This is a genomic window from Caballeronia sp. RCC_10 (assembly GCF_041360715.1).
Taxonomy (GTDB): Bacteria; Pseudomonadota; Gammaproteobacteria; order Burkholderiales; family Burkholderiaceae; genus Caballeronia; species Caballeronia grimmiae.
The window spans coordinates 68,881-91,838 of record NZ_JBFUPT010000012.1; the positions used below are offsets into that span (position 1 = coordinate 68,881).

The 22,958-nt window shown below is 61.8% G+C and carries 26 protein-coding genes; 11 read left to right on the forward strand and 15 right to left on the reverse strand.

The window, feature by feature from the left end; translation table 11 throughout:
• Window positions 1-60 precede the first annotated feature (60 nt).
• Genes AB6804_RS20665 through AB6804_RS20675 form a run of 3 tightly spaced genes read right to left on the reverse strand, consistent with a single transcriptional unit; the run spans window position 61 to window position 3,019 of the window.
• Window positions 61-942, reverse strand: a complete 882-nt coding sequence (locus tag AB6804_RS20665) for a tyrosine-protein phosphatase (protein WP_370888029.1) — start codon at window positions 940-942, stop codon at window positions 61-63.
• An 11-nt stretch (window positions 943-953) separates the two neighbouring features.
• Window positions 954-2,291 carry an ATP-binding protein gene (locus AB6804_RS20670; protein WP_370888030.1) on the reverse strand — a complete coding sequence of 446 codons (1,338 nt, stop codon included), beginning with the start codon at window positions 2,289-2,291 and terminating at the stop codon, window positions 954-956.
• Window positions 2,291-3,019, reverse strand: a complete 729-nt coding sequence (locus AB6804_RS20675) for a response regulator (RefSeq protein ID WP_370888031.1) — start codon at window positions 3,017-3,019, stop codon at window positions 2,291-2,293. The genes AB6804_RS20670 and AB6804_RS20675 overlap by 1 nt, the downstream gene beginning before the upstream one ends.
• A 155-nt stretch (window positions 3,020-3,174) precedes the next feature.
• Between AB6804_RS20675 and AB6804_RS20680 the strand changes: the two genes are divergently transcribed.
• Complete coding sequence (locus AB6804_RS20680) at window positions 3,175-3,906, forward strand: response regulator (protein WP_370888032.1); 732 nt, start codon at window positions 3,175-3,177, stop codon at window positions 3,904-3,906.
• Window positions 3,907-3,918: 12 nt separating this feature from the next.
• Here the strand turns inward: AB6804_RS20680 and AB6804_RS20685 are convergent, their stop codons facing one another.
• Genes AB6804_RS20685 through AB6804_RS20700 form a run of 4 tightly spaced genes read right to left on the reverse strand, consistent with a single transcriptional unit; the run spans window position 3,919 to window position 5,594 of the window.
• Entirely contained in the window at window positions 3,919-4,587 is a 669-nt protein-coding gene (locus AB6804_RS20685; protein WP_370888033.1) for a flagellar basal body L-ring protein FlgH, read from the reverse strand.
• A 16-nt stretch (window positions 4,588-4,603) separates the two neighbouring features.
• A complete protein-coding gene (locus AB6804_RS20690; protein WP_370888034.1) occupies window positions 4,604-5,230 on the reverse strand; it encodes a hypothetical protein in 627 nt (208 codons plus the stop codon).
• Between the two features lies 1 nt (window position 5,231).
• Window positions 5,232-5,414, reverse strand: a complete 183-nt coding sequence (locus AB6804_RS20695; protein WP_370888035.1) for a DUF6726 family protein — start codon at window positions 5,412-5,414, stop codon at window positions 5,232-5,234.
• Between the two features lie 6 nt (window positions 5,415-5,420).
• Window positions 5,421-5,594 carry a hypothetical protein gene (locus AB6804_RS20700; RefSeq protein WP_370888036.1) on the reverse strand — a complete coding sequence of 58 codons (174 nt, stop codon included), beginning with the start codon at window positions 5,592-5,594 and terminating at the stop codon, window positions 5,421-5,423.
• A 283-nt stretch (window positions 5,595-5,877) separates the two neighbouring features.
• On the opposite strand from AB6804_RS20700, the gene AB6804_RS20705 reads away from it, so the two are divergent.
• A complete protein-coding gene (locus tag AB6804_RS20705; RefSeq protein ID WP_370888037.1) occupies window positions 5,878-6,228 on the forward strand; it encodes a DUF6152 family protein in 351 nt (116 codons plus the stop codon).
• A gap of 2 nt (window positions 6,229-6,230) precedes the next feature.
• Complete coding sequence (locus AB6804_RS20710) at window positions 6,231-6,722, forward strand: DUF6644 family protein (RefSeq protein ID WP_370888038.1); 492 nt, start codon at window positions 6,231-6,233, stop codon at window positions 6,720-6,722.
• A 13-nt stretch (window positions 6,723-6,735) separates the two neighbouring features.
• Here AB6804_RS20710 and argE read toward each other — a convergent pair whose 3' ends face one another.
• From argE to AB6804_RS20730, 4 genes are read right to left on the reverse strand one after another with little or no spacing between them, the layout of a single operon-like run.
• A complete protein-coding gene (argE, locus tag AB6804_RS20715) occupies window positions 6,736-7,893 on the reverse strand; it encodes an acetylornithine deacetylase (RefSeq protein WP_370888039.1) in 1,158 nt (385 codons plus the stop codon).
• Window positions 7,886-8,563, reverse strand: a complete 678-nt coding sequence (locus tag AB6804_RS20720) for a DUF1028 domain-containing protein (protein ID WP_370888040.1) — start codon at window positions 8,561-8,563, stop codon at window positions 7,886-7,888. The genes argE and AB6804_RS20720 overlap by 8 nt, the downstream gene beginning before the upstream one ends.
• A 10-nt stretch (window positions 8,564-8,573) precedes the next feature.
• The gene (locus AB6804_RS20725) at window positions 8,574-9,011 is read right to left on the reverse strand and encodes a RidA family protein (protein ID WP_370888041.1); all 438 of its coding nucleotides are present in this window, start codon (window positions 9,009-9,011) and stop codon (window positions 8,574-8,576) included.
• 25 nt (window positions 9,012-9,036) lie between these two features.
• A complete protein-coding gene (locus AB6804_RS20730) occupies window positions 9,037-10,344 on the reverse strand; it encodes a flavin-containing monooxygenase (RefSeq protein WP_370888042.1) in 1,308 nt (435 codons plus the stop codon).
• Window positions 10,345-10,504: 160 nt separating this feature from the next.
• Here AB6804_RS20730 and AB6804_RS20735 point away from each other — a divergent pair, with 160 nt between their 5' ends.
• From AB6804_RS20735 to AB6804_RS20760, 6 genes are all read left to right on the forward strand, one after another.
• Window positions 10,505-11,431 carry a LysR family transcriptional regulator gene (locus tag AB6804_RS20735; protein WP_370888043.1) on the forward strand — a complete coding sequence of 309 codons (927 nt, stop codon included), beginning with the start codon at window positions 10,505-10,507 and terminating at the stop codon, window positions 11,429-11,431.
• 174 nt (window positions 11,432-11,605) lie between these two features.
• The gene (locus AB6804_RS20740; RefSeq protein WP_370888044.1) at window positions 11,606-12,754 is read left to right on the forward strand and encodes an SRPBCC family protein; all 1,149 of its coding nucleotides are present in this window, start codon (window positions 11,606-11,608) and stop codon (window positions 12,752-12,754) included.
• A 30-nt stretch (window positions 12,755-12,784) separates the two neighbouring features.
• Window positions 12,785-13,966, forward strand: a complete 1,182-nt coding sequence (locus AB6804_RS20745) for an ABC transporter ATP-binding protein (protein WP_370888045.1) — start codon at window positions 12,785-12,787, stop codon at window positions 13,964-13,966.
• 1 nt (window position 13,967) lies between these two features.
• A complete protein-coding gene (locus AB6804_RS20750) occupies window positions 13,968-15,014 on the forward strand; it encodes an ABC transporter substrate-binding protein (RefSeq protein ID WP_370888046.1) in 1,047 nt (348 codons plus the stop codon).
• A 43-nt stretch (window positions 15,015-15,057) separates the two neighbouring features.
• The gene (locus tag AB6804_RS20755; protein WP_370888133.1) at window positions 15,058-16,299 is read left to right on the forward strand and encodes an ABC transporter permease; all 1,242 of its coding nucleotides are present in this window, start codon (window positions 15,058-15,060) and stop codon (window positions 16,297-16,299) included.
• 25 nt (window positions 16,300-16,324) lie between these two features.
• Window positions 16,325-17,152, forward strand: a complete 828-nt coding sequence (locus tag AB6804_RS20760; protein WP_035960245.1) for an ABC transporter permease — start codon at window positions 16,325-16,327, stop codon at window positions 17,150-17,152.
• A gap of 13 nt (window positions 17,153-17,165) precedes the next feature.
• Here the strand turns inward: AB6804_RS20760 and AB6804_RS20765 are convergent, their stop codons facing one another.
• From AB6804_RS20765 to AB6804_RS20780, 4 genes are all read right to left on the reverse strand, one after another.
• Window positions 17,166-18,083, reverse strand: a complete 918-nt coding sequence (locus tag AB6804_RS20765) for a LysR family transcriptional regulator (protein WP_370888047.1) — start codon at window positions 18,081-18,083, stop codon at window positions 17,166-17,168.
• Window positions 18,084-18,158: 75 nt separating this feature from the next.
• Entirely contained in the window at window positions 18,159-18,950 is a 792-nt protein-coding gene (locus AB6804_RS20770) for a phytanoyl-CoA dioxygenase family protein (RefSeq protein ID WP_370888048.1), read from the reverse strand.
• Window positions 18,951-19,097: 147 nt separating this feature from the next.
• Complete coding sequence (locus AB6804_RS20775; RefSeq protein WP_370888049.1) at window positions 19,098-20,768, reverse strand: cation acetate symporter; 1,671 nt, start codon at window positions 20,766-20,768, stop codon at window positions 19,098-19,100.
• Window positions 20,765-21,070, reverse strand: a complete 306-nt coding sequence (locus AB6804_RS20780; RefSeq protein WP_370888050.1) for a DUF485 domain-containing protein — start codon at window positions 21,068-21,070, stop codon at window positions 20,765-20,767. The genes AB6804_RS20775 and AB6804_RS20780 overlap by 4 nt, the downstream gene beginning before the upstream one ends.
• A 334-nt stretch (window positions 21,071-21,404) precedes the next feature.
• On the opposite strand from AB6804_RS20780, the gene AB6804_RS20785 reads away from it, so the two are divergent.
• Together AB6804_RS20785 and AB6804_RS20790 are read left to right on the forward strand one after the other, a co-directional pair.
• The gene (locus AB6804_RS20785) at window positions 21,405-22,481 is read left to right on the forward strand and encodes a M4 family metallopeptidase (RefSeq protein WP_370888051.1); all 1,077 of its coding nucleotides are present in this window, start codon (window positions 21,405-21,407) and stop codon (window positions 22,479-22,481) included.
• Window positions 22,482-22,523: 42 nt separating this feature from the next.
• Window positions 22,524-22,829: a protealysin inhibitor emfourin gene (locus tag AB6804_RS20790; protein WP_370888052.1), complete on the forward strand. Its 306-nt coding sequence runs from the start codon at window positions 22,524-22,526 to the stop codon at window positions 22,827-22,829.
• The last annotated feature ends 129 nt before the right edge of the window (window positions 22,830-22,958 follow it).

A 22,958-nucleotide genomic window follows, 5' to 3' on the forward strand; every position in this document is an offset into this window, starting at 1 on the left:
CCTCGTTTCCGGCTCGTTTTGCGGGCGCAGACGAGCCGGTCTTTTTCGAGCGATGGCGTCCTAATGCACGAGCTTGGCGCGCAGCATCGCGATATCGCTTTGCCCGAGCGACAGCCCGCGCGTGAGATATTCGTTCAATGTGCCGAAGCGGTTCTGAAGTTCATCGAACGCTGCTTCGATGGTCGCACTTTGCGCCTGATGCAGCGGCGCGACGGCAAGCAGCGGCACGCCCACGCGCGCCGCATGCGCCGACATGCGCGCCGCAATCTGCGCTTCGGCCGCAACGTTCGTCACCAGATAGTCCTGAATGATCACATCGAGCGGCACATCGGCGATGGCAAGAATCAGCGCCGCCGCCCAGCCCGTTCTGTCCTTGCCCGTTGCGCCGTGCACGACTTGCCGCCCCGCCGTGCGTGCGAGCCGCGTCAGCAACGCACCGAACTGAGCGCGCGCCGTGGGATCATCGATCATCTGGCGCTGATGGTCGATCATCCATGCGCTCGCGGCCGCGGCATCCGTGGGACGCTCAGCGCCTATGTCGATGGGCGCGATCTCGTGCGTCTCGCGCAATAAGCCCTCAGGTACGCGATCCGGCGTAAGCGTGGCTTCGTTCAACGTGCGCAGATCGTGAATCGTAACTAGCGATAGATGCTGAATCGCGATCAGGTCCGCATCGTCCGCATTCATCGCGCCGGAACGATAGAACACGCCGCGCCGCACGCGACGGCCATCGGCTGTGGGATAGCCATCGCCCGTGCCGGCCATGTCGCGGAAGTTTTCTATCGACGTCAAGCGCGGCGCTTCAGGCACGGCGGCGCTGTCGCTCGCGCCGCCGCACGCGGAAAGCAGGCTCGTGCCCGCGCCAGCGAAAAGCATGGCGCTCGCACTGCTGCGCAGGAAGCGACGGCGCGACGACGAAACCGATAAGGAAGAGAGGGACATGGGTGCTGTTCTTATGATCGAAGCGACCGCGCACGCGCATCTAGGTCAGGCACGATGATGCGCACGATCAGTCCGCCGCCCGCCGCGTTGCCGATCTCGCATCGTCCATCCAGTTCGCGCGCGAGCCTTGCGACGATGGCCAGTCCGAGGCCGCAATGACCGTCGCCGCTGCGTGCCGGATCGAGCCGGACGAACGGCCGCATCGCGTCTTCGATACGCTCGTCGGGAATGCCGGGGCCGTGATCGCTTACTTCGATGAGCCATGCATCGGCAAGGCGCGCGGTACGAATCTCGACCGGCGGTTCGCCGTGTTCGAGCGCGTTGTCGACGAGGTTCGTCATCAGCCGGTCGATGATCGTGCGCGGCAGGCAAAAGGCGTCGCCCGCTTCGAGCGAGAGCGAGAACAGCGCATCGCCGCCATCATCGGGCGCGGGAAACTGCTCGGCGATGAACGCATCGACATGGCTTACCGATGTATCCGCCGGCGCGCGTGCGGCGAACTCGAGAAACTGCTGCACGATGCGCGTCAACGAGTCGATATCGCGCAGCGTGTCCTTGCGTCTGCTCGAAGCGTCGTCTTGTTGAATGGTCGCGCGCAGGCGCAGACGCGTGAGCGGCGCTTTCAGATCATGCGCAACGCCCGCGAGCATCACGGTCTTGTCGTCCTCGGCGTCGGACACGCGGCGCATCATCCGGTTAAACGAGCCGATGAGTTCGCGCAACTCGCGCGGCCCCTTCTCGTCGACGGGCGCGGGACGCTCGCCGTCGCCGAAGCGTCGTGCGGTCTGTGCGACGCGCGCGAGCGGACGCTGCAATTGCCACGTCGCGATCAGCGACAGGAGCACGGCCCCGAGCAACATGACGATCGACTCTGCGACGAACGGCGCGGGATGCGGCACGTCGATCGGTGTGACGATCCAGAAGCTGCTCGACGGATAGCGCACCCATAGGCGCGACATCGCGTTCGCATCGGTATCGACCGCGATGCGCGTGCCGGCGGGAAGCCCTTCTTCCAGCTGCCGCGCGAGATGCTCGTGACGCGTCCCAGCGGGCGCATGCAATTCGACAGGCTTCGGCATGTTCCACACTGGCACCGTATGCACGTGCATCGCGCGGGCGAGGCGGCCATCGAGCGCGGCATCGCTATGGGCCGCTTCGAGCACGAGCAGCAAGCCGCGCGCATAGCCATCGGCTTCATTGCGCTTTCCCTCATTCATCAGGATGGCGAACCATCCGCCTTGAACGATCAACAACACGACGATCGATATGAGCGCCGTGCGGCCAAAGAGCGTATTGCAGACGCCCGCCGCGCGAGGCCGCAGCCACCGGACCACCGCCTGCACACGCATCAGGCGACGCGTGAGTCGAATGCGGCGCCGTCGATGTCGGGCACGAACACGTAGCCCTGACCTCGCACGGTCTGCACGTGACGCGGATTCGAAGGATCGTCCTCGATGATGCGGCGCAGCCGCCAGATCGGCACGTCGAGCCCGCGATCGCGAAACGAGAGGTCGTCGCCGCGCAGCAGATCATGGATGAGCACGCGCGAAAGCACCTTGTACGGATGCTTCATGAAGATCTTGAGCAGCGCGAACTCGCTGTCGCGCAGCGCGATGCGCTCGTCGCCATCGACCAGTGAACGCGTCACGAAGTCCAGCTCGAAGCGGCCGACGCGTTCGCGCGCGCACGGCTCGGGACGGCTCGGCACGTTCGCGCGACGGCGCAGCACCGTTTCGATGCGCGCAAGCAGCTCGCGCGGATCGAAGGGCTTCGCGAGGTAGTCGTCCGCGCCCGCCTGGAGGCCCGCAATCTTGTCGTTCACGCTCGTGCGGCCAGTAAGCAGGATCACCGGGATATCGTCGCCGCTTGCGCGCAACATGCGCAGCGCGCGCAGGCCATCGGTATTCGGCATCATGATGTCGAGCACGACGATGGAGGGCCGCTCCAGTTCGAGCCGATGCGCGAGCGCGCCGCCGTCATGCAGCACGGACACCTGCACGCCGCGTTCGTGCAGGAACTGGCGCAGCAGGTCGCGCACCACGGAATCGTCGTCGACAATGAGAACCGAAATAGCCATCCCGAAATTGTAATGGCGAGCCTGTAAAACAGGCCTCTTTTCTAAAAAGCAATGACGTTACGGATTCTTACGAGGGCTCACAGGAAGTCACCGGGAAAGAATCGGAAAGCTTTTCGTATCGCGATTTGCACCATGCCGCGCATAGAATGCGGCGCATGACTCAACATGTATTGATGGTCGACGACGACCCCGTGATGCGCGACCACGTACGCGAATATCTGCAAAGCCACGGCTTCGCCGTGTCGGTGCTGCACGACGGCGCGGCGCTGAAGCGCAGCATCGAAGCCGAGCGTCCGTCGCTCGTCGTGCTCGACGTGATGATGCCCGGCAAGGACGGCATCAGCGCACTGCGCGAACTGCGCAGTTCGGGTGAAGACGTGCCCGTGATTTTGCTGACCGCTCGTTCGGATGTGATCGACCGCGTGATCGGCCTCGAACTCGGCGCCGACGATTATTTGTCGAAACCGTTCGATCCGCGCGAGCTGCTCGCCCGCATACGCTCGGTCCTGCGGCGCCGTCATGTCGACGCGCCGGGCGCGCCCGAGATGCGGCCCGCCTATCGCTTCGGCCCGTTCGAAATCGACTTCACCGCACGCGAATTGCGCCGCGACGGTGCGCGGCTGCCGCTGCGTTCTGCGGAATTCGCGTTGCTCAAGATTCTCATCCGGCACGAAATGGTCGTGCTGACGCGCGCGCAACTCAACGAACGGATGCGCGGCAACAGCGCGCATCGCGATCGCAGTCTCGACGTCGCCATCTGGCGGCTGCGGCGTCTCATTGAAACGGACCCGTCGGAGCCGCGCTACGTGCAGACGGTGTGGGGACGCGGCTACATCTTCGTGCCGCATGGCGATCCGGGCGCGGCCGAGCACGCGCCGTCCTTGTGACGCGCGCCTGAATCAAAACGTGAGCACGCTCATGAAGAGGCGCTGAAGCCAGCCCATCGTGGTCGAATCCGCGAGCATGCCCACGCCGACCTGTTCGATGCGTGCGTTCGCCACCTTGTTCGACGCGACATAGTTGCCTGCTTCGACATCCTTAGGATTGACGATGCCAGAGAAGCGCATCCGGTCCTGATTGCCGCCCATCGCAATGATCTTGTCGCCCGCGATCACCAGATTGCCGCCGGGCAAGGTGCCGATGACCGACACCGCGAGCGTGCCGTCCATCGCGCTGATGTTCGACGTGCTGCCCGAACCGTTGAAGCTCGTCGATGCCGAGCCTATGTTGAACAGCCGCGCAAGTCGCGCCGCTGCGCCGGTGCTCTTGTCGGCGGCCTCGGCGCTGATCGAGCTGTCGCGGCTCGCTTTTGCATCGGCGGAATTGCTGCCCCGATAGGACTCGGACAAGCGAATCGTGAGCACATCCCCCACTTTTTGTGCGCGCGGCGTTTCATAGAGCGAGTACGCGCTGCCTGTCTGGAAGATTGCGCCTTGCGTGTTGACATTCACGGGTTGCGAGACACTCGGTGCGAAGGTCGGCATCTCGACGATCGAACGCGAAGACGACGACGTGGAAGAGCACCCGCATAGCGCAAGCGCCGCGCATGCCAAAAGCGCGATTCTCATGATGTGATGTTCCTGTTCAGGGCGTATCCGCGGCAGCCGCACGCCATTGTTCGGTGAGCCGCGCGAGCCACGCTTCGTGGTCTTTCAGACGATAGATGACGCGCGCCGTCGTTGCGCCCGCGTTCGCTTCGAGCGTGATCGTGCTTGCGGCGTTTTCCCAGATGTATCGCGTGTAACCGTGCTCGCGCTTGACGCGGCTTGCGCCGTACTTCGACACGAGCGCATCGGCGAAATCGCTGGCCAGGTGCGCGTCGAAGACGAACGACATGCGATAAAGCCGCGGCTCCCTTTCGCCTGGCATCGCGGCGAAGCGCATCACGTGATCGAACGACGGCGCACAATCGACGACCGCCTGCGATGGACGCCAGCCTTCCTGCGTCCGATGCGCCCACTTGCACGCGATGGACACGCCATGTGGATCGCTCAGTTCCATGCCGAGCGAAGCGGCTTCGGGGTCCGTCGTGCAGATCGCGAGACTGCCGGCCGGAAGCGCGCGTGCATGTTCGTGGCGACGAAAGTCATCGAGCGATACGCCCAACTGCAGGCCGCGAAACGCATAAGGTTTCTCTGCGTGCGCGAGCACCGGCAGCATGAGGGTTGCGATGACGGCGCGCGCCGCAATGCGTCGAAAACGATTGTGCATGTCAGTCGATCGCGGCGGCGCAGGCATCGAAAGGCGTCGCCGCTGCATGACCGACGACGGGTACGATCTTCAGCGTCGCGGATGTCAGCCGGCATGGCAGCGCGGCGACCGCACAAGCATCGAGCATGAAGGGGCAAGCTGCGGCAACCACGAGCAGCAGCGCGGATTTGATGCGCGTTTGCATGTGCGCTCAAGCCGTAGTATCGATGGTGATCCCGAGATGCGCGGGATTGGACGGCTTGGCTGGCGCTGCCGGTGACGTCGCGGCGCTTGCGCCGGTGGTGGCGTTCTGGCTGCGCTTGATGGGAAGGGTCGATGCGCTTGCCTGCGGCGCGTGTGTGGCGAGTGGATTGGTGACGTTCATCGTGTGCGCTCCTGTGCGAGAAAGACCCTTGAACAAGGGACCATCGCATTGTGGTGTTGCGCACGGTCACGCGATCGCGCGATGTGATTGCGCTTTTCGCCGCTGCTTACCAGCGGTTACAGCGCGTTAGAAATGATGCTTAGCGCCCCTTCCCCAGCGACGCATTCTTGTCATTACCTTGCAAAATGCTGTCGAAAGTTCCTATAGTGATCGGGATGCGTCCGGATTCCAGACATCGACGGAATCACGCGCCGCACACCCGGACACGGACAAAGGTGATGACATGCGCATTCGACACTGCCTGATGGGCGCTGCTGCCGCGCTCGCCGTCGCGACGGCATCGGCGCACCACGGATGGAGTTCCTACGACGTTTCGAAAACGGTCAGGATCGAGGCCCCGCTAGTCGATGTTCAGTATCGCAATCCGCACGCCGACGCGGTGGTCGACTATCAGGGTGCGCAATGGAATGTCGTGCTGGCTCCGGTGAGCCGCATGCAGTCGCGTGGTCTGCCGAAGGATTCGTTAGCGGCGGGCAAAGTCGTCAGCATTGAAGGCTATCCGCGTTCGGATGGAACGCATGAGTTGCGCGCTGAACGCATTACGCTGGATGGCAAGACAGTCGAACTGCGTTAGCAATGGATCTGGCCACTTCAGCGGCCACGCTCGCAGCGTCTGTAGAAGCGTCCGCATTTGCGTTATGGCTTCGCAGTTCACCGTGGGTGTATCCCCTCGTCAATCTCGTTCATTTGCTTGGACTGACGCTCCTGATCGGGCCTATCGGGTTACTCGATCTGCGCTTGCTGGGCTTTGGCCGGCGATTCCCGATTGCCGCAGTGTCCGACGCACTCACGCCCTATGCGGCAAATGGTCTTGTGTTGCTGATCGCAAGCGGCGCAATGCTCTTCTGTGCGGATGCGGTCCCGCTGCATCGCAATGCCTTGCTGCAAGCGAAGCTGTGCTGCATCGTGCTCGGGCTGATTAATGCATTCGCGTTTCGCCGCATCTGGTCTAGGCGGTTCGTCGACTGGGACCAGCAGCCGCCGTTGACCGGGCGCGTGCAGGCGGCGCTGTCCTTGCTATTGTGGCCATCGGCGGGCGTGCTGGGGCGGCTGCTCGCTTATCAATGACGGTATCGATTGCTCACTGCGCGAGATGATCCGCGAGGCGTGTCAACATGGCATCACAGGCGTGGAGTTGTTCGACGGTCACGAACTCATCGGGCTTATGGCCCTGGTCCATGCTGCCCGGCCCGCATACGACCGCAGGAATGCCCGCCTGATCGAACAAGCCGCCTTCCGTGCCGAACGCCACGGTGCCGAATTCGTTCGACTCGCAAAGCTGCGCAAGAAGACGCGCTGCATCGCTTTCAGGCGATGCCGCCAATCCCGGATACGCAGATAGCGGCTGCAAACGAATGCCGGAATCGGGCTTGATCGCGCGCATCCGTGGAACGAGTTCCGCCTCGGCGTAGTCTTGCAGATGATGGGCGACTTCGTTCGCATCGAAGCCCGGCAGCGCGCGCACTTCGAAGTCGAACTCGCATTCCTCAGGCACGATATTCAGCGCCCGGCCACCCTTAATCACACCGGTCTGCACAGTCGAATATGGCGGATCGAATCGCTGGTCATGATGCTGCGGATGCGCGAGCTGCTCGCCAATCACCTCCAGACGATTGATGAGCCGCGCCGCGTATTGAATCGCGTTGACGCCATACGGCGCATAAGCCGAATGACAAGCCGCGCCCTTCACATGACAACGCATCGCGAGCTTGCCTTTGTGACCGAGGACTGGCTTGAGTTCCGTCGGCTCGCCGATAAGGCAAAGCACGGGCTTATGCGGCCGTTTTTCGAGTGCGGCAAGCATGGGACGTACGCCCAGGCAGCCCACTTCTTCATCGTATGAGAAAGCGAAATGCACGGGCAAGCGCAATTCACGTCCGGCGAATTGCGGCACTGCTGCCAGCACCGACGCAATAAAGCCCTTCATATCGGCGGCGCCGCGTCCGTATAAACGGCCTTCGCGCTCGCTCATGCGGAACGGCTCGACCGTCCAGGCCTGACCGTCGACCGGAACGACATCCGTATGACCCGACAGCACGATGCCGCCACGATCGGGCGGACCGATGGTCGCAAAGAGATTCGCCTTGGTGCGAGCGTCGTTATAGAACAACTCACTCTCAACGCCATGTTGTTCCAGATAATCACGGATGAAGGCGATCATCTCGAGGTTCGAATCGCGGCTGACCGTGGCGAAGCCGATGAGTTTTTCGAGCAGCCCACGGCTCGACGAGTCATTCATCGCCCGGCACTCCATAGCTCGGCGCGGCGGTCGGATTCAATGCGCGCGTGATGTAGTCCTGCATCTGCGGCGCATAGGCTTGCCATAGAACTGCGAGCTTGCCGATGGGGTCATCATCGGCCCAGTCGATGCGCAAATCGACGATGGGCCAGACCTGATCGCCCACGATCTTGAGTGCAGCCGAATGCACCGGCCCCGCCTCTCCGCCCATCTCCATCGCGGCACGCATCGCGGCAAGCAGCCGGTCCGCAAGCGCGCCCGATGTGCGCTCGAATGCGGGCGTCATCGCTTCTATCACGTCGATGCTGGTCAGCATATTGCCGGCCGCGACGCATTGATTGCCCGCTACTGCATGATTGATTCCGAGCGCCTGCTTGCCGCTAAAGAACGCGGTGCGGCCTCGCGCGTCGAGCACGGTGACTTGCCGATAATCGCTATACGCGTCTGTTTCCAACGCACGATCCAGCGCAAGCGAAGGATCGATTTCGCGGTCATTCAGATGATCGAGAATCAAGGGGCCAAGCGCGGGCAGCGTCACGTTCTGCGTCGCTACCGCACCGACGTTCGCGCGCAGCCACGGACACCGCGCACCAACCGCGATGCTCGAAGAACTGATTGCAATGCCAAGCTGCCCGGTCTTTTCGCAACGTCCGGAAATCGAGAATGTCATCTACGCTCCTTTACGCCGAAGGCGGCGTCCATCCATCGGGAATGACCGCAATCACATCGATTTCCATCAGCCATTCCGGCTGGCCTAATGCTACGACGACGAGTCCGGTCGAAATAGGAAACACGCCCTTTAGCCATTTCCCGACTTCACGATACACAGGTTCGCGATAACGCACATCGGTGAGGTACGTCGTAGTCTTGACGATGTGGGACATATCGCTGCCCGCTTCTTCCAGCAGCTGCTTGACGTTCTTCATCGCCTGCTCGGCTTGCGCACGCGGATCGCCGAGACCAACGAGATTGCCTTCGAAGTCCGTGCCGATCTGACCTCGCACATAGACCGTATTGCCCGCGCGTACGGCCTGGCAAAGATCGTTATCGAGCGTCTGATTGGGATACGTGTCCTTCGTATTGAACATGCGGATACGGGTGTGCGTGGGTTGGCTCATCAATACACCTTTTCGTGGGACTCAGTTAAATCGCTTCGCTGACTTTCAGCGCGGGTGCATCGCCTGGCTCGTTCGTTTGGGCATCGTAGTAAGCGAGATACTTGCGCTGCGTGACGATGTGATCGGCAATATGCTTCGCGTCGTGCCACACGCCCCAGATGAACGCGGAACCGCGCCGCGAGAGCCACGGCAAGCCCAGAAAATAGACGCCGGGTTCCTTCGACACCCCGCGCTGATGCTTTGGTTTTCCTTTCTCGTCGAATGCGTCCACTTGGAGCCAGCCGAAGTCGACCGCGTAGCCCGTCGCCCAGATGATCGACGTGACGTTCGCCTGTGCCAGATCGAGTTCGAGAATGGGTTGCGTCACGCACGGCGGATCGGACGGAATATCGCGCGCGTGCGGCTCTTGCGGAAGATCGAGTCCATTGCGTTGAGCATAAGCGTCGGCTGCGTCCAGTAGCGAGAGATAGTTCTCGTCGCCACGCCGGATGTTGTCCGCAAGGTCAGCCTGAAACGTGGCGATACCGTCATCGAATGACTTCGTGAGTCCGACGAGCGTCACGCCCTGATGCGCGAGACGCCTGAAATCGACGGTATGTCCGCCGCGCGCACCGCTCACGGCGATGGTCACGTGCTCCTTGCCCGGCCGCATGACTTCGGCATCCCATTCGCCGAGCACGCCGAGCCACCAGCAGAAGTCGCGTCCGCGGTACGCGCGTGGCGGTCGATCATGCGGCCCCACGGACAAATAGACTTGCCTTCCTGAACGCTGCAATTCATCGGCAATTTGAACGCCCGACGAGCCCGCGCCCACGACGAGCACCGCGCCTTCAGGCAATTGCTGTGGATTGCGATAGTCGGCGGAGTGAATTTGAGTGAGTCGCGTGTCTCGCGGCGCAATCGGCGGAATAACAGGGCGCTGGAACGGACCCGTCGCGACAACGACTCGGTTTGCTTCAACCGTGCCCTCAGATGTCTCGACCGTGAAGCCGGGACGGCCTGAGTTGCGCACCACTTTCTTCACTTCGACGCCCGTGCGGATCGGCGCATTGAACTTCTTCGCGTAAGCGACGAAGTACTCCGCAACCTGATCCTTCGACGCAAAGCCGTTCGGGTCGAACTCGCCGAACTCAAGATTAGGGAAACGGTCGTGCCAGGCCGGCCCGTTGGCGACGAGCGAATCCCAGCGTCCTGTGCGCCAGCGCTCCGCAATGCGGGCGCGTTCGAGCACGAGATGCGGAACGCCCGCTTTGCTCAAGTGCTCGCTCATCGCGATGCCGGCCTGACCGCCGCCCACCACCAGCGTATCGATCGACGTAGTTTCCACTGTCATGGCTAGGTCCCTTAGGAAAAGCAGATTCGTATGCGTGGCAATCTACGCGTCCCGAGAGGATTCGAAAAATATATAAAAAAAATGCCGCGCATCGGATTTTCCTATGCAAGGATTTTTGGGCACCGCAGAATGAAGCTGATCGAACACGGAGTCATCGGTGATGGAAAGCCACCCTTTGCGCTACTCACTGCGCCAGTTACGCTATTTCGTCGTCACCGCCGAAGCATTGTCATTCACGGCTGCGGCCAAGCGGCTGCACATCTCGCAGCCGTCCATCTCCACGGCGCTCGCGGATCTCGAAGTGTCCTTTGGCGTGCAGCTTTTTATCCGGCATCACGCAAGCGGCCTGTCGCTCACGCAAGCGGGACGTGACCTCCTCGGGCAAGCGCGCAATCTTCTGAAAATTGCAGAAGAACTGCAGATGGCCGCGAAAGAACTGGACGGCGGCATGACGGGAGCGATCACGCTGGGCTGCCTGGTTTCACTCGCGCCGCCGCTCATGCCGGGCCTCATCAGCCGCTTCACCGACGAGCACGCGGGCATATCCTTTCGAACCGTCGAGGCGCATCAGGATGCGCTGTTGAGTGGTTTGCAGGACGGCTCACTCGATATTGCACTGACGTATAGCCTCGACATGACGGAAGACATCGCCTTTACGCCGCTGCTTTCGCTGCCGCCTTACGCCATCCTGCCGAGGACACATCGACTCGCGCGTGCGCGCAAGGTCTCGCTTGCCGATCTGCTGCCGGAGCCTTACGTCATGCTCGATCTGCCGCACAGCCGCGAGTATTTCGCCGCACTCTTCGATGCGGTCGGCAGCCGCCCGGTGCCCGCGTTCCGCTCTTCGCAGCCCGAGGTCGTGCGCGGCATGGTGGCCAACGGACTCGGCTATAGCCTGCTGAACTTTCCGCTCAAGTCGAATCGCACGGTGGACGGCGAAGAGTTCGTGATTAAACGTTTCAAGGACACTGTCAACGCAACGACACTGGGTATCGCCCAATCGCGCACGATGAAGCCGCGGCAGGTCGTGCACCGGTTTGCGTCGTTCTGTGAGAACTACATTCGGCGCTTGCGTCTGGATGCCTGAGACAAGCCGGCAACTCATTGACTTTGTACGCCTGCATAGTCAAAAACTTTGCTTTGTATCCGAAAACAATATTTTGGCTGGCAATTTGGCTTGATAGATTGATGACCATGTTGGAGCGCGATGCAGAAGCCTTGCGTCGGCGCGCTCTCTATGCAATGAAAGAAGGAGGGCTTCATGGCTGACCCGGCAGGCACGAATACACTGCAAGCGCTCGTCGATGAACTGCGCACAGGTTGCGAACGATCATTCGGTGATGGGCACGCGATGCCGCCGGGCGTCTATACCTCCCCCGACTTTCTCGCGCTGGAAGAGCGCGACATCTTCGCGCAAGAATGGCAATGCGTGGGCCGCGCAAGCGCACTCGAAGCGGCCGGAGACTATCTGACGGCGCGTATCGGCGAGCAGCCCATCGTCGTGTTGCGCGACGAAGACATGCAACTGAAAGCCATGTCGAACGTGTGCCTGCATCGCATGTCGGTGCTGCTGGAGGGACGGGGCAATGTACGCCGCATCGTCTGTCCGTATCACGCATGGAACTACTCGCTCGATGGCGCATTGAAAGGCGCGCCGCTAATGGACCGGCAAGCGGGCTTCTGCAAGGAAAGCTATAAGTTGCCGCAGATTCGCTGCGAGGAATGGCAAGGATGGATCTACGTGACGCTCGCTCAGAGCGCGCCGCCCGTCCATACGCAGCTCGCAAAGCTGAATGAACTGATCGATGCATACGGCATGGCCGATTACATCGAGACGTTCCATGAAGAACACGTGTGGAACACCAACTGGAAGATCCTCGCGGAAAACTTCATGGAGAGTTACCACTTGCCAATGCTTCATCGCGCGACGGTTGGGCCGCATTCGAAGCTCGAAGAAATGGAATGCCCGCCTGGCTATCCCGCGTTCAATTATCACTGGATCACCAAAGAGGCGAGTTTGCCCATTGGCAACGCGCATCCTTCCAACACGCGGCTGACCGGACACTGGCGCAAGACGACTGCGCTGCTTGCCATCTATCCGACTCATCTGATCACGCTCACGCCCGGTTATTTCTGGTACCTCGTGCTGCAGCCGCAAGGCGTCGGGAAGGTGCATATCCGTTTTGGCGGCGGGCTCGCGCCTGAATTCATTGCCGATCCCGAAGCGAATGCCCATATGGCGACGCTCAAGCAATTGCTCGATGAGGTCAACGCCGAAGACAGGCGCGGCGTCGAAGCCGTGTTTCGCGGCGTGCATGCACCGCTTGCAAGCCCAGGGCAATTGAGTCATCTCGAACGGCCCAATTACGACTTCGCGCGCTATCTGGCAAGCAAGATCGGCGCGCATTGAATATCGCATCAAAGACAGGACGCAATCACGATGTCAGACCCTTCCTTCATCTCGTTCTCGGGCGTGAGCAAATCGTATGACGGCGCGAACTATGTCGTCGACGATCTGAACCTCGACGTGCGCAAGGGAGAATTCCTGTCCTTGCTCGGGCCGTCGGGATCAGGCAAGACGACTACGCTGATGATGCTGGCCGGCTTCGAATCGCCCACGCATGGCGAGATTCGCCTGGACGGCAAGCGGCTCGACGACAAGCCGCCGCATCAGCGCGATATCGGCATGGTGTTTCAAAACTACGCACTGTTTCCCCATCTGACGATTGCCGAGAACGTCGCGTTCCCGCTTTCCGTGCGGCGCATCAGCCGCGCCGAGCAGAAGACGCGCGTGAAGCGCGCGCTCGAGATGATCGAACTGCCGCATCTCGCTAATCGTCGTCCCTCGCAATTGTCGGGCGGACAGCAGCAGCGCGTCGCGCTGGCGCGTGCGCTCGTGTTCGAGCCGAGCGTCGTGCTGATGGATGAACCGCTCGGCGCGCTCGACAAGCGCCTGCGCGAAACGATGCAATACGAAATCATGCGGCTGCATCGGGAGTTGTCGCTGACCATCGTCTATGTGACGCACGATCAGGCCGAAGCCCTCACGATGTCCGACCGCGTCGCCGTGTTCTCCGATGGCCGCATTCAGCAAGCCGCGACGCCCAGCGAACTTTATGAAAACGCGCAGAACGCCTTCGTCGCGAACTTCGTCGGCGAGAACAACGGACTGACCGGACGCGTGGTCGGTCTCGATGAACCATGGGCCACGCTCGCGCTATCGGATGGCAGCACGATTCGCGGCCGCTACGAGCACGGCCTGCGCGCCGGCGACGATGCCATGCTCGCGCTGCGCCCCGAACGCGCCCACATTCCGGATGCCGAGGGCACGCATGTGGATCAGCACTGCAACGTCGTGCGCGCACGCGTCGACGAGCTCGTGTACTGCGGCGATCATCATCGCGTGCATCTGACGCTGGGTTCGCGCGATGCGATCGTCGTCAAGGTGCCGAACACGCAACGGCATGCACTGCCCGCACCCGGCGACGTGATTCAAGTCGCCTGGCGGCACGACGACTGCAAGATTCTCGCGGCAGCCGCGCCACGCAGCGCACCCGTCATTCAATCCCCCACCGCGCCATCACCTTCCATCATCACGACCGCACCAGCAGGAGCCAACTGACATGCGCACTCATATCAAAGCACAATGCGCCGCACTCGCCGTACTCGCTTTTGCCACCGTCACGACGCAAGCAGCAGAAACGCTGTCCGTCGTGACCTTTGGCGGCGCTTTCGAAGCCGCTGCAAAGAAGGCCTGGTTCGATCCGTTCACGCAATCGACGGGCGTCACGTTCTCGACCGAATCGTATGACGGCGGTCTCGCCAAACTGTCGGCCATGGAACAGGCGAAGAACACGACGTGGGACCTGATGGACCTGGAAAGCAACGACGCCATCACCGCGTGCGACGAAGGCTTGCTCAAGAAGATCGACAAGAATTCGCTTGGCAAGACGAGCGATTTTATTCCCGGCTCGATCACGGATTGCGCGGTCGCGAGCATGGTGTGGTCCACCGTCTATGCCTACGACACGAGCAAGCTCAAGAGCGCGCCGACCACCGTCAACGACTTCTTCGACTTGCAGAAATTCCCCGGCAAGCGCGGGCTGCGCAAGTCGCCGAAGGTGGCAATGGAATGGGCGCTGATCGCCGATGGCGTCGATCCCAAGGACGTGTACAAGGTGCTCGGCACGCCCGCCGGCGTCGATCGCGCGTTCAAAAAACTGGATACGATCAAGAAGAACATCGTGTGGTGGGAGTCGGGGGCGCAAGCGCCGCAGCTTCTCGCGGACGGTGCTGTGGTGATGGTGCAGGCCTATAACGGCCGCATCGACGATGCCGTCAAGCGCGACCAGAAGCCGTTCAAGGCGGTATGGGACGGGCAGCTCTATGACTTCGAATGGTGGGGCATTCCCGCGGGCGCCAAGCATGCGGATACGGCCGCGAAGTTCATCGTATCGCAGGCACAGCCAAAGGCGTCGGCCGATCTCTCGAAGTACATCGCGTATGCGCCGCCGCGCAAGGATGCGATTCCGCTCGTCGACAAGCAGCGTCTGGCCGATCTCCCCACTGCGCCCGACAACTTCAAGCGCGCGGTGCAGGTCAACGCAAGCTTCTGGGCCGACAACGCGGATGCGATCAACAAGCGCTTCCAGGCGTGGCTGACGCAGTAACGCTCCTGTAGAACGAGAGTCCATCTTGACCGTGACCACCCACCTGCACGCATCGGCCCAGGGCGCTCCGACCGGAGCCGAGGGCCGTGCGTCCTATCAGAGGGCGCAACGGCGCGCATCCATGCAGGCGTTGATGCTTGCGTTGCCGTTGATCGTGTTCCTGCTGTCGACATTCATCGCGCCGATTGCGCTGCTGCTCGCACGCAGCGTGCAGAATCACGAAGTGCCCGACAGCATGCCCGCGCTCGCGCGCGCCCTCGATGCGTGGGACGGTCACGGCGTGCCGGACGAGCGGACTTTCGCATTGCTCGCGTCGGGCCTCGCGCAGGCACGCGAGAGCGGACAACTCGGCAATGTGGCGCGCCGGCTCAACTTCGCGCAGCCCGAGTTCCGCAGCCTCTTGATGCGCACGGCGCGCGGCCTTCGCGACGATGCCCCGGCCGCGTGGAAGCCCGCATTGATCGGCATGGACGAGCGATGGAACTCGCCCGAAATATGGCGCTTGCTCAAGCGTGCGGCCGCATCGCCGACGCCGGATTATCTGCTCGCCGCCGTCGATGCCGAGGTCACCCCGCAAGGCGCGATCGCGTCGGTGCCGTCGAATGCGGCGGTGTATCGCGATGCGTTCACGCGCACCATCTCCATCAGCGCGACGGTGACGCTGCTATGCCTCGTGCTCGGCTATCCCGTTGCGTGGCTGCTCGCGAATCTGCCGGCGAAAAGCAGCAACCGCCTGATGCTGTTCGTGATCGTGCCGTTCTGGACGTCCCTGCTCGTTCGCACGACCGCATGGTATGTGCTCTTGCAGCCGGGCGGCGTCATCAATAGCGTATTGACGGGGCTCGGCATCGCGACGCATCCGGTGCCGCTCATCTTCAATCGCACAGGGGTGCTGATTGGCATGACACACGTGCTCTTGCCGTACATGATCCTCGCGATCTACTCGGTGATGAAAAGCGTTTCACCCGTCTACGTGCGCGCGGCGAAATCTCTCGGCGCGCATCCGTTCACGGCTTTCATGCGCGTGTACGTGCCGCAGACACTGCCAGGCGTCGGCGCGGGATGCTTCCTCGTATTCGTGCTCGCGCTCGGTTACTACATCACGCCCGCGCTGCTTGGCGGTGCAGGCGACGAGATGATCAGCCAGCTCATTGCGATCCAGACCAACACGCAACTCAACTGGGGCCTCGCGGGCGCGCTGTCTGCGTACCTCGTGATCTTCACGGCGATCTTCTATTTTCTGTTCAACCGCATCGTGGGCATCGACCGTCTGCGCTTCGGCTGAGGCACTCGCATTCGAAGGAACGTTCATGCAAGACAAACGCAACACGGTGCTGACCGAACGCATCGCCGCGCGCTGGGTGCGCTTGCATACCGCGCTCGTGCTGTTCTTCCTGATCGCGCCAATCCTCGCGATCATCCCGCTCTCGTTCAACTCGGGCTCGTATTTCTCGTACCCGTTGCAGGGCTTTTCGTTGCGCTGGTATCAACAGGCGCTCACGAGCGCGGACTGGCAGCGCGCGCTGCTCAACAGCATCGGCATCGGTGCGGCTTCTACGTTGATCGCAACGTGTCTCGGCACGCTTGCCGCGCTGGGCCTTTCACGCGCGCAGTTTCCGCTACGCTCGGTCATCATGCCGATCATCATTTCGCCGATGATCGTGCCGATCGTCGTGGTCGCGGCGGGCTTCTATCTCATCTTTGCGCCGCTCGGTCTCGTCAACTCGTATCCCGGCGTGGTGCTTGCACATGCGGCGCTCGGCACGCCGTTCGTGGTCATCACGGTGACAGCGTCGCTGCTATCGTTCGATCAGAGCTTGTTGCGCGCGGCGTCGGGGCTAGGTGCAAAGCCGTGGACCGCGTTCAGGCGCGTAACCCTGCCGCTCATCACGCCCGCAGTGGCAACGGGCAGCGTCTTCGCGTTCGCTACTTCGTTCGATGAAGTCATCGTGATCCTGTTCATCGGCGGTCCGGAGCAGAAGACCGTGCCCCGGCAGATGTGGAGCGGCATCCGCGATTCCATCGATCCGTCGATTCTCGCCGTCGCAACGATGCTGATCGTGTTCGCCGTGCTGCTGTTCGCGAGCATCAACTGGCTGCGCGCTCGTGCGGCGACGGCGAGCGAAGCGCTGGCTTAGTTAGCGCCCGAACTCATCGCCCGAGTTCTTCGCTGAGCATCTTCTCTGCATAGTCGACGAAACGACGCGCCGGCGTGGTAAGCCGATTGCGCTTGAGCCACGCGGCGACGAGCGCCGAACGCGTTACGTCCTCGGCAATCTCCGCCGCGACCACTTCATTGCCGTCATAAGTCAGCGACGAAGGCGGCCGCGTAACGAGAAGCGAATAGCCGAAGCCCTGCCCCACCATGCCGCGCACGAGTTCGAGCGACGGCGAACTGAACGTGACACGCGGCGTCAGGCCGAATGGCTCGAACAGATCGACGAAGTAATTCCGGCTCGGCGCGACATCGAGCAGAATCAGCGGCTCGTCGTAAAGATCGAAAAGACTGACCATCGCCTGCCCTGCGAGACGATGCGACGCCGGCAGCAACACATAGGGGCTTTGCGGACGCGTCAGCCGATGCGTATCGATGGCCGCATCGAGACCGAGTTCATACACCATGACGAGATCGAAGCGGCCGCTGAATAGCCCTTGCAGCAATTCGTCCTGATCGCCATCGCGCACGCGAATCTCGATGCCGGGATACACCGTGTTGAAGCCGCGAATCAGCGACGGAAGATACAGCGGCGCGAAGGTCTCGAAGCAACCGATATCCACGCTGCCCGACGATACATCCCCTTCCGCCAGCGCGTTTTGCTCGAACTCTCTCGCGCTGCGCAAGAGTTCGCGGGCCTGTTCATAGAACCGCGCGCCCGCTGGCGTCAGCGATACACCCTGTGCATGACTGCGGATGAAAAGCTGTGTGCCGAAGCCTTCTTCCAGCCCCTTGATGGCGGCGGATATCGACGGCTGCGCGATATAAAGCTGTCGCGATGCCTCCGCGACACTTCCATGATCGACCGTCGCAACGAAGTATTTGAGCTGACGCAGCGTGAAGGAAGTGGCCATGCGCGCGCTGTAACGAAAGGACCGGGAAGCCGATGGTAGCAGGCCAGAATCATTGAGTGCCGCCCGCTCTTTCGATCAGCCGATGAAGGGAAACTCCTTCTCGGGCAGCGGATCGCCATGCCGAAGCTGCCCCGCGAGATGCCGATAGGGCGGTGACGTCTCGCCGCCGCGATCGACATACACCGCTTCATCGCCGAGCCATCGGAACGACACCACGCGGCGCGAGTTGCCCGCTTGCCGATTACCGGGCGCGCCATGCACCGTCAGGTAGTTGAACGCGATCGCATCGCCCGGCTGCAAGTCCCAGCCGAGAATGTCGTATTCCTCGCGATGCGCTTCGATATCCGGCATGTCTTCGAGACCGTCGACGCTTCGATCGTAACTTACGCCGGTGAACTTTCGCGGCCTGAAGAGCTTGCCCCAGCGATGCGAACCCGCGACGAATTCGACGCATGTATCGCGGGGAACGGTATCGAGCGGCACCCACATGCTGACGCTTTGCCGCGCGCTCACGCAGTAGTAGGGCTCGTCGTGATGCCAGGGCGTCGGCTTGTCCGCGCCGGGTTCCTTGACGAGCACATGCTCGTGAAAGATGCGCGCACGGTCGGACTGCATCAGTTCGCGTGCGATGCGCGCAGCCGGACTCTCTTCGACGAAGCGTCGAAACGGCTCGATGCGCTCCCAGTTGCAATAGTCGCCAAAGAAGCGGCCTGTCGCTTTACCAGCCGTATAGTCGCGAAAATCCGGACCCGGCTCGGCGACGTTCATCGCAACGCCCTCACGCAGCGTCGGAATCCATTCCGTGAATACGCCGCGTAGCACCGTAACGCCATCGCGTGCGAACGCTTCTTTCTCTTCTTCGAACATTTGATTCTCCTGGTGAGAAGATCGCTAATGTTCGATAAGGGTGTCACGACATATTGCCCGGGGAAATAATGAAAAACCTATAACCCCGAAAGGAAAATGCTGGAGCGCGGCCAGCGAGCATCTCGCCGGCCGCGCATGTCCAAAGACTCAGTGACTCGCGCCTTCCACTGCGCCGATGCCCGTTTCCGAACGAACGGTCTGCGCATCGAAGCCTGCCTGATCGATCCGCGCACGCGCGGACTTGTCCGTCACCGAGAAGAGCCAGATGCCGGCGAAGCCGATCGCCATCGAAAACAGCGCGGGCGATGCATACGGAAACGGCGCATTGGCGAAGTGAAAGACATCCACCCACACGGCCTTGGAAAGCACGGTCAGCGCCACTGCGGAGAGCAGCCCGAGGAAGCCGCCGACCGCCGCGCCGCGCGTCGTGCATCCTCGCCACAACACGGACATGAACAGCACCGGGAAGTTGGCCGAAGCCGCGACCGCGAACGCAAGCGACACCATGAACGCAATGTTCTGCTTCTCGAACACGATGCCGAGCACGACCGCCACGAAGCCGAGCACGACCGTCGTCACACGCGATACATGCAGTTCGCTCTTGCTCGACGCGTTGCCATGCTTGAACACGGTCGCATAAAGATCATGCGATACCGCCGATGCCCCCGCGAGCGTCAGGCCCGCAACCACCGCGAGGATCGTCGCGAACGCAACCGCCGATATGAAGCCGAGGAACACGTTGCCGCCCACCGCGCTCGCAAGATGCACCGCCGCCATGTTGGTCCCGCCGAGCAGCTTGCCGCCCGCATCCTTGAACGCAGGATTGGTGGACACCAGCACGATTGCGCCAAAGCCGATGATGAACGTGAGAATGTAGAAGTAACCGATCCACGTCGTCGCCCAGAATACCGACTTGCGCGCTTCCTTCGCATTCGGCACCGTGAAGAAGCGCATCAGGATGTGCGGCAGGCCAGCGGTGCCGAACATCAGCGCAATGCCGAATGAAATGGCCGAGATCGGGTCTTTGATGAAATTGCCCGGCCCCATGATCGAGGCCTTCTTTTCATGCACGTCGACGGCTTTCGCAAAGAGCGCCTCGGGGCTGAAGTTGAATTGCCACAGCACCATGAACGCCATGAACGATGCACCCGCGAGCAGCAAACACGCCTTTATGATCTGCACCCAGGTGGTCGCGGTCATGCCGCCGAACAGCACGTACACCATCATCAGCGCGCCGACGATCACCACCGCGATCCAGTATTCGAGGCCGAACAGGAGCTTGATGAGCTGTCCCGCGCCGACCATCTGCGCGATCAGATAGAACGCCACCACGACGAGCGTTCCCGATGCGGCGAACGCACGAATGGGCCCCTGCTGGAAGCGATACGCGGCGACATCGGCGAACGTGAAGCGTCCGAGATTGCGCAGCCGCTCGGCCATCAGGAACGTGATGATCGGCCAGCCGACGAGAAAGCCGATCGAATAGATGAGACCATCGTAGCCGTTCGTATAGACCGCCGCCGAGATGCCGAGAAACGATGCCGCCGACATGAAATCGCCGGCGATCGCAAGGCCGTTCTGAAAGCCGGTGATGCCGCCGCCCGCCGTATAGAAGTCGGCAGCGGAGCGGGTTCTTTTCGCGGCCCACTTGGTGATGAAGAGCGTCGCCACGACGAACGCGATGAACATGCTGATCGCCGTCCAGTTCGTGGCCTGCTTGACCGCCTGCCCGAGATCGCCGCCCGCTGCGAACGCAGTGTTGGAAGCCGTCGCAGCGGCGATGAGCGCGCTTGCAGTGAAGATGCGTCGAGCGTTCATTCGACCTCCCGCTTGATCTTGTCGGTGAGTTCGTCGTACGTGCTGTTGGCGTGACGAACGTAGAGTCCGGTAATGGCGACGGTGAAGACGATCACGAACAGGCCGATCGGCATGCCCCACGTCATCACGCCCGCGCCGATTTTCGATGCGAGCAGATCCTTGTCGAATGCGATCAGCAACACATAGCCGTAATAGACGATTAGCACGAGCGCCGTGAGCGTCCAGCCGAGCGTCGAGCGTTTGCGGACGAGTTCGCGATAGGCCGCGCTCGATTTGATGGTCTGTGCGACCTGTACGTCCATGATGTGTCTCCTGCCAAGGTGATGTTTGCGCGCGCGATGCATGATCTCTGAATCTTTTTTTTGCGCTGACGCCTAAGGTACGTGCGCCGGCTTACCCGTTTCTTACGCGAAGGGACGGTAGGCGGCGGGGTTTACGCGGGGGTATCGGCGGCAAACTGCGTGAAGCACGCCACGAAACGTGATGATTGCGCGTGATTCACGTATCGTTGCAACAGCTCCGCAGAACTTCCTCACGACGACACGCGCCGTACGGACGAGCCGATCGACCGTTCGACATCGCCAAAGCTAACGTGGGCCGAAGCTGTCTCGCTCACTCGAAATCAGGGAGAAGACCATGTGCAATCACGCCAGCCATGAACGAGCCCATCCGATCTACTGTATCCTGCCGCCGCATATGCTCAAGGAGATCGCGAAAAAGGGCACGCCGCAGCAGCGCTCGCTCGCCATCGAAACCCTGAGCGCCGACCACACGTTCCGGCAAATCCGCTCCGTTGAGGCGGCGATGATCGCGCCCAGACGCGGCGCGCACCTGAAGCCGGCCGCCGCGCCGTCGGCTCAGCGCAGCATCTACACGGCGAACAATACGGAGACCTTGCCGGGCACGCTCGTGCGATCCGAAGGCGCTCCGAAGTCCGACGATGTCAGCGTCGACGAGGCCTATGACGGCCTCGGTGCGACCTTCGATTTCTATCTGAAGGTATTCCAGCGCAACTCTATCGACGATGCGGGGATGCCGCTCGTCGGCACCGTGCATTACGGCGTCGAATACGACAACGCGTTCTGGAATTCGCAACAGATGGTGTTCGGCGATGGCGACGGCTCGCTGTTCAATCGCTTCACGATTTCGCTCGATGTGATCGGCCACGAACTCACGCATGGCGTCACCGAGCACGCAGCCGCCCTCGCCTATTCGGGTCAGTCCGGCGCGCTGAACGAATCCGTGTCCGACGTATTCGGTGCGCTCATCAAGCAATACGCGCTGCAGCAAACGGCAAGCGAAGCGGACTGGCTGATCGGCGCGGGCCTGTTGACGAGCAGCGTGAACGGCGTCGCGCTGCGTTCGATGAAAGAGCCCGGCACCGCTTACGACGATCCCGTGCTCGGCAAGGACCCGCAACCCGCCGACATGGCGCACTATGTCCAGACGGCGCAGGACAATCACGGCGTCCACATCAATTCGGGCATTCCGAACCGCGCGTTCTGTCTGGCCGCGCTCAACCTCGACGGCTACGCCTGGGAGAAGGCCGGGCGCATCTGGTATGAGACGCTCAACGATACGCACCTCAAGCCGAACGTCAACTTCAAGACCTTCGCGAAGCTCACGGTATCGAACGCTGACCGCATCTTCGGCGCGGGCAGTGCGGAGTCGAAGGCCGTCAGCAAGGCGTGGGATACGGTCGGGGTTTTGTGATCCGCGAGCATCACTTCGCATGGCATGCAGAAGGAGTCGTCTGTGCGCGCTGAACTGATCATCGACGGGGGCGTCGGCTTTTTTCCCGGCCTTGCACGGCCCATTGTCATCGACGAATGCGATCTGTCGCCCGCCGACCGCGAAGAGTTGTCGCGCCTCGTATCGGCCGCACGCGAGCAACGGGCTGCCGCGCCACGGGCCGACGGGAAGCCGGTGCCGGACGGGCGGACGTATCGCATCGTCATCGTTTCGGGCGATGGGGACACGGAACTGCGATGCGCCGATCCTGCCGTGCCGCCCGCTTGCTCCGCGCTGATGGTGTTTATCAGGCAGCATGGGCGCCGGTGATTGCTCGCGAACGCTGTCGGATCTACCTGTCGCGTTGTAAAGCGGCGGGGGTCTGTCCTTGTCAGAGCCAGAGCGCAGACGCGACGGCGTACGAACGTCTGCTGGCACCTAATTTGCTCAGATCATTCG

Bases quoted from the DNA above. Each gene is read 5' to 3' on its own strand.
- AB6804_RS20670 (WP_370888030.1), bottom strand. From the start codon at position 2,291: ATGCGTGTGCAGGCGGTGGTCCGGTGGCTGCGGCCTCGCGCGGCGGGC.
- AB6804_RS20775 (WP_370888049.1), bottom strand. From the start codon at position 20,768: ATGAACGCTCGACGCATCTTCACTGCAAGCGCGCTCATCGCCGCTGCG.
- AB6804_RS20765 (WP_370888047.1), bottom strand. From the start codon at position 18,083: ATGGCCACTTCCTTCACGCTGCGTCAGCTCAAATACTTCGTTGCGACG.
- AB6804_RS20685 (WP_370888033.1), bottom strand. From the start codon at position 4,587: ATGAGAATCGCGCTTTTGGCATGCGCGGCGCTTGCGCTATGCGGGTGC.
- AB6804_RS20690 (WP_370888034.1), bottom strand. From the start codon at position 5,230: ATGCACAATCGTTTTCGACGCATTGCGGCGCGCGCCGTCATCGCAACC.
- AB6804_RS20665 (WP_370888029.1), bottom strand. From the start codon at position 942: ATGTCCCTCTCTTCCTTATCGGTTTCGTCGTCGCGCCGTCGCTTCCTG.
- argE (WP_370888039.1), bottom strand. From the start codon at position 7,893: ATGAATGACTCGTCGAGCCGTGGGCTGCTCGAAAAACTCATCGGCTTC.
- AB6804_RS20705 (WP_370888037.1), top strand. From the start codon at position 5,878: ATGCGCATTCGACACTGCCTGATGGGCGCTGCTGCCGCGCTCGCCGTC.
- AB6804_RS20730 (WP_370888042.1), bottom strand. From the start codon at position 10,344: ATGACAGTGGAAACTACGTCGATCGATACGCTGGTGGTGGGCGGCGGT.
- AB6804_RS20680 (WP_370888032.1), top strand. From the start codon at position 3,175: ATGACTCAACATGTATTGATGGTCGACGACGACCCCGTGATGCGCGAC.
- AB6804_RS20745 (WP_370888045.1), top strand. From the start codon at position 12,785: ATGTCAGACCCTTCCTTCATCTCGTTCTCGGGCGTGAGCAAATCGTAT.
- AB6804_RS20760 (WP_035960245.1), top strand. From the start codon at position 16,325: ATGCAAGACAAACGCAACACGGTGCTGACCGAACGCATCGCCGCGCGC.
- AB6804_RS20770 (WP_370888048.1), bottom strand. From the start codon at position 18,950: ATGTTCGAAGAAGAGAAAGAAGCGTTCGCACGCGATGGCGTTACGGTG.
- AB6804_RS20780 (WP_370888050.1), bottom strand. From the start codon at position 21,070: ATGGACGTACAGGTCGCACAGACCATCAAATCGAGCGCGGCCTATCGC.
- AB6804_RS20720 (WP_370888040.1), bottom strand. From the start codon at position 8,563: ATGACATTCTCGATTTCCGGACGTTGCGAAAAGACCGGGCAGCTTGGC.
- AB6804_RS20735 (WP_370888043.1), top strand. From the start codon at position 10,505: ATGGAAAGCCACCCTTTGCGCTACTCACTGCGCCAGTTACGCTATTTC.
- AB6804_RS20675 (WP_370888031.1), bottom strand. From the start codon at position 3,019: ATGGCTATTTCGGTTCTCATTGTCGACGACGATTCCGTGGTGCGCGAC.
- AB6804_RS20785 (WP_370888051.1), top strand. From the start codon at position 21,405: ATGTGCAATCACGCCAGCCATGAACGAGCCCATCCGATCTACTGTATC.
- AB6804_RS20710 (WP_370888038.1), top strand. From the start codon at position 6,231: ATGGATCTGGCCACTTCAGCGGCCACGCTCGCAGCGTCTGTAGAAGCG.
- AB6804_RS20725 (WP_370888041.1), bottom strand. From the start codon at position 9,011: ATGAGCCAACCCACGCACACCCGTATCCGCATGTTCAATACGAAGGAC.
- AB6804_RS20740 (WP_370888044.1), top strand. From the start codon at position 11,606: ATGGCTGACCCGGCAGGCACGAATACACTGCAAGCGCTCGTCGATGAA.
- AB6804_RS20750 (WP_370888046.1), top strand. From the start codon at position 13,968: ATGCGCACTCATATCAAAGCACAATGCGCCGCACTCGCCGTACTCGCT.
- AB6804_RS20700 (WP_370888036.1), bottom strand. From the start codon at position 5,594: ATGAACGTCACCAATCCACTCGCCACACACGCGCCGCAGGCAAGCGCA.
- AB6804_RS20695 (WP_370888035.1), bottom strand. From the start codon at position 5,414: ATGCAAACGCGCATCAAATCCGCGCTGCTGCTCGTGGTTGCCGCAGCT.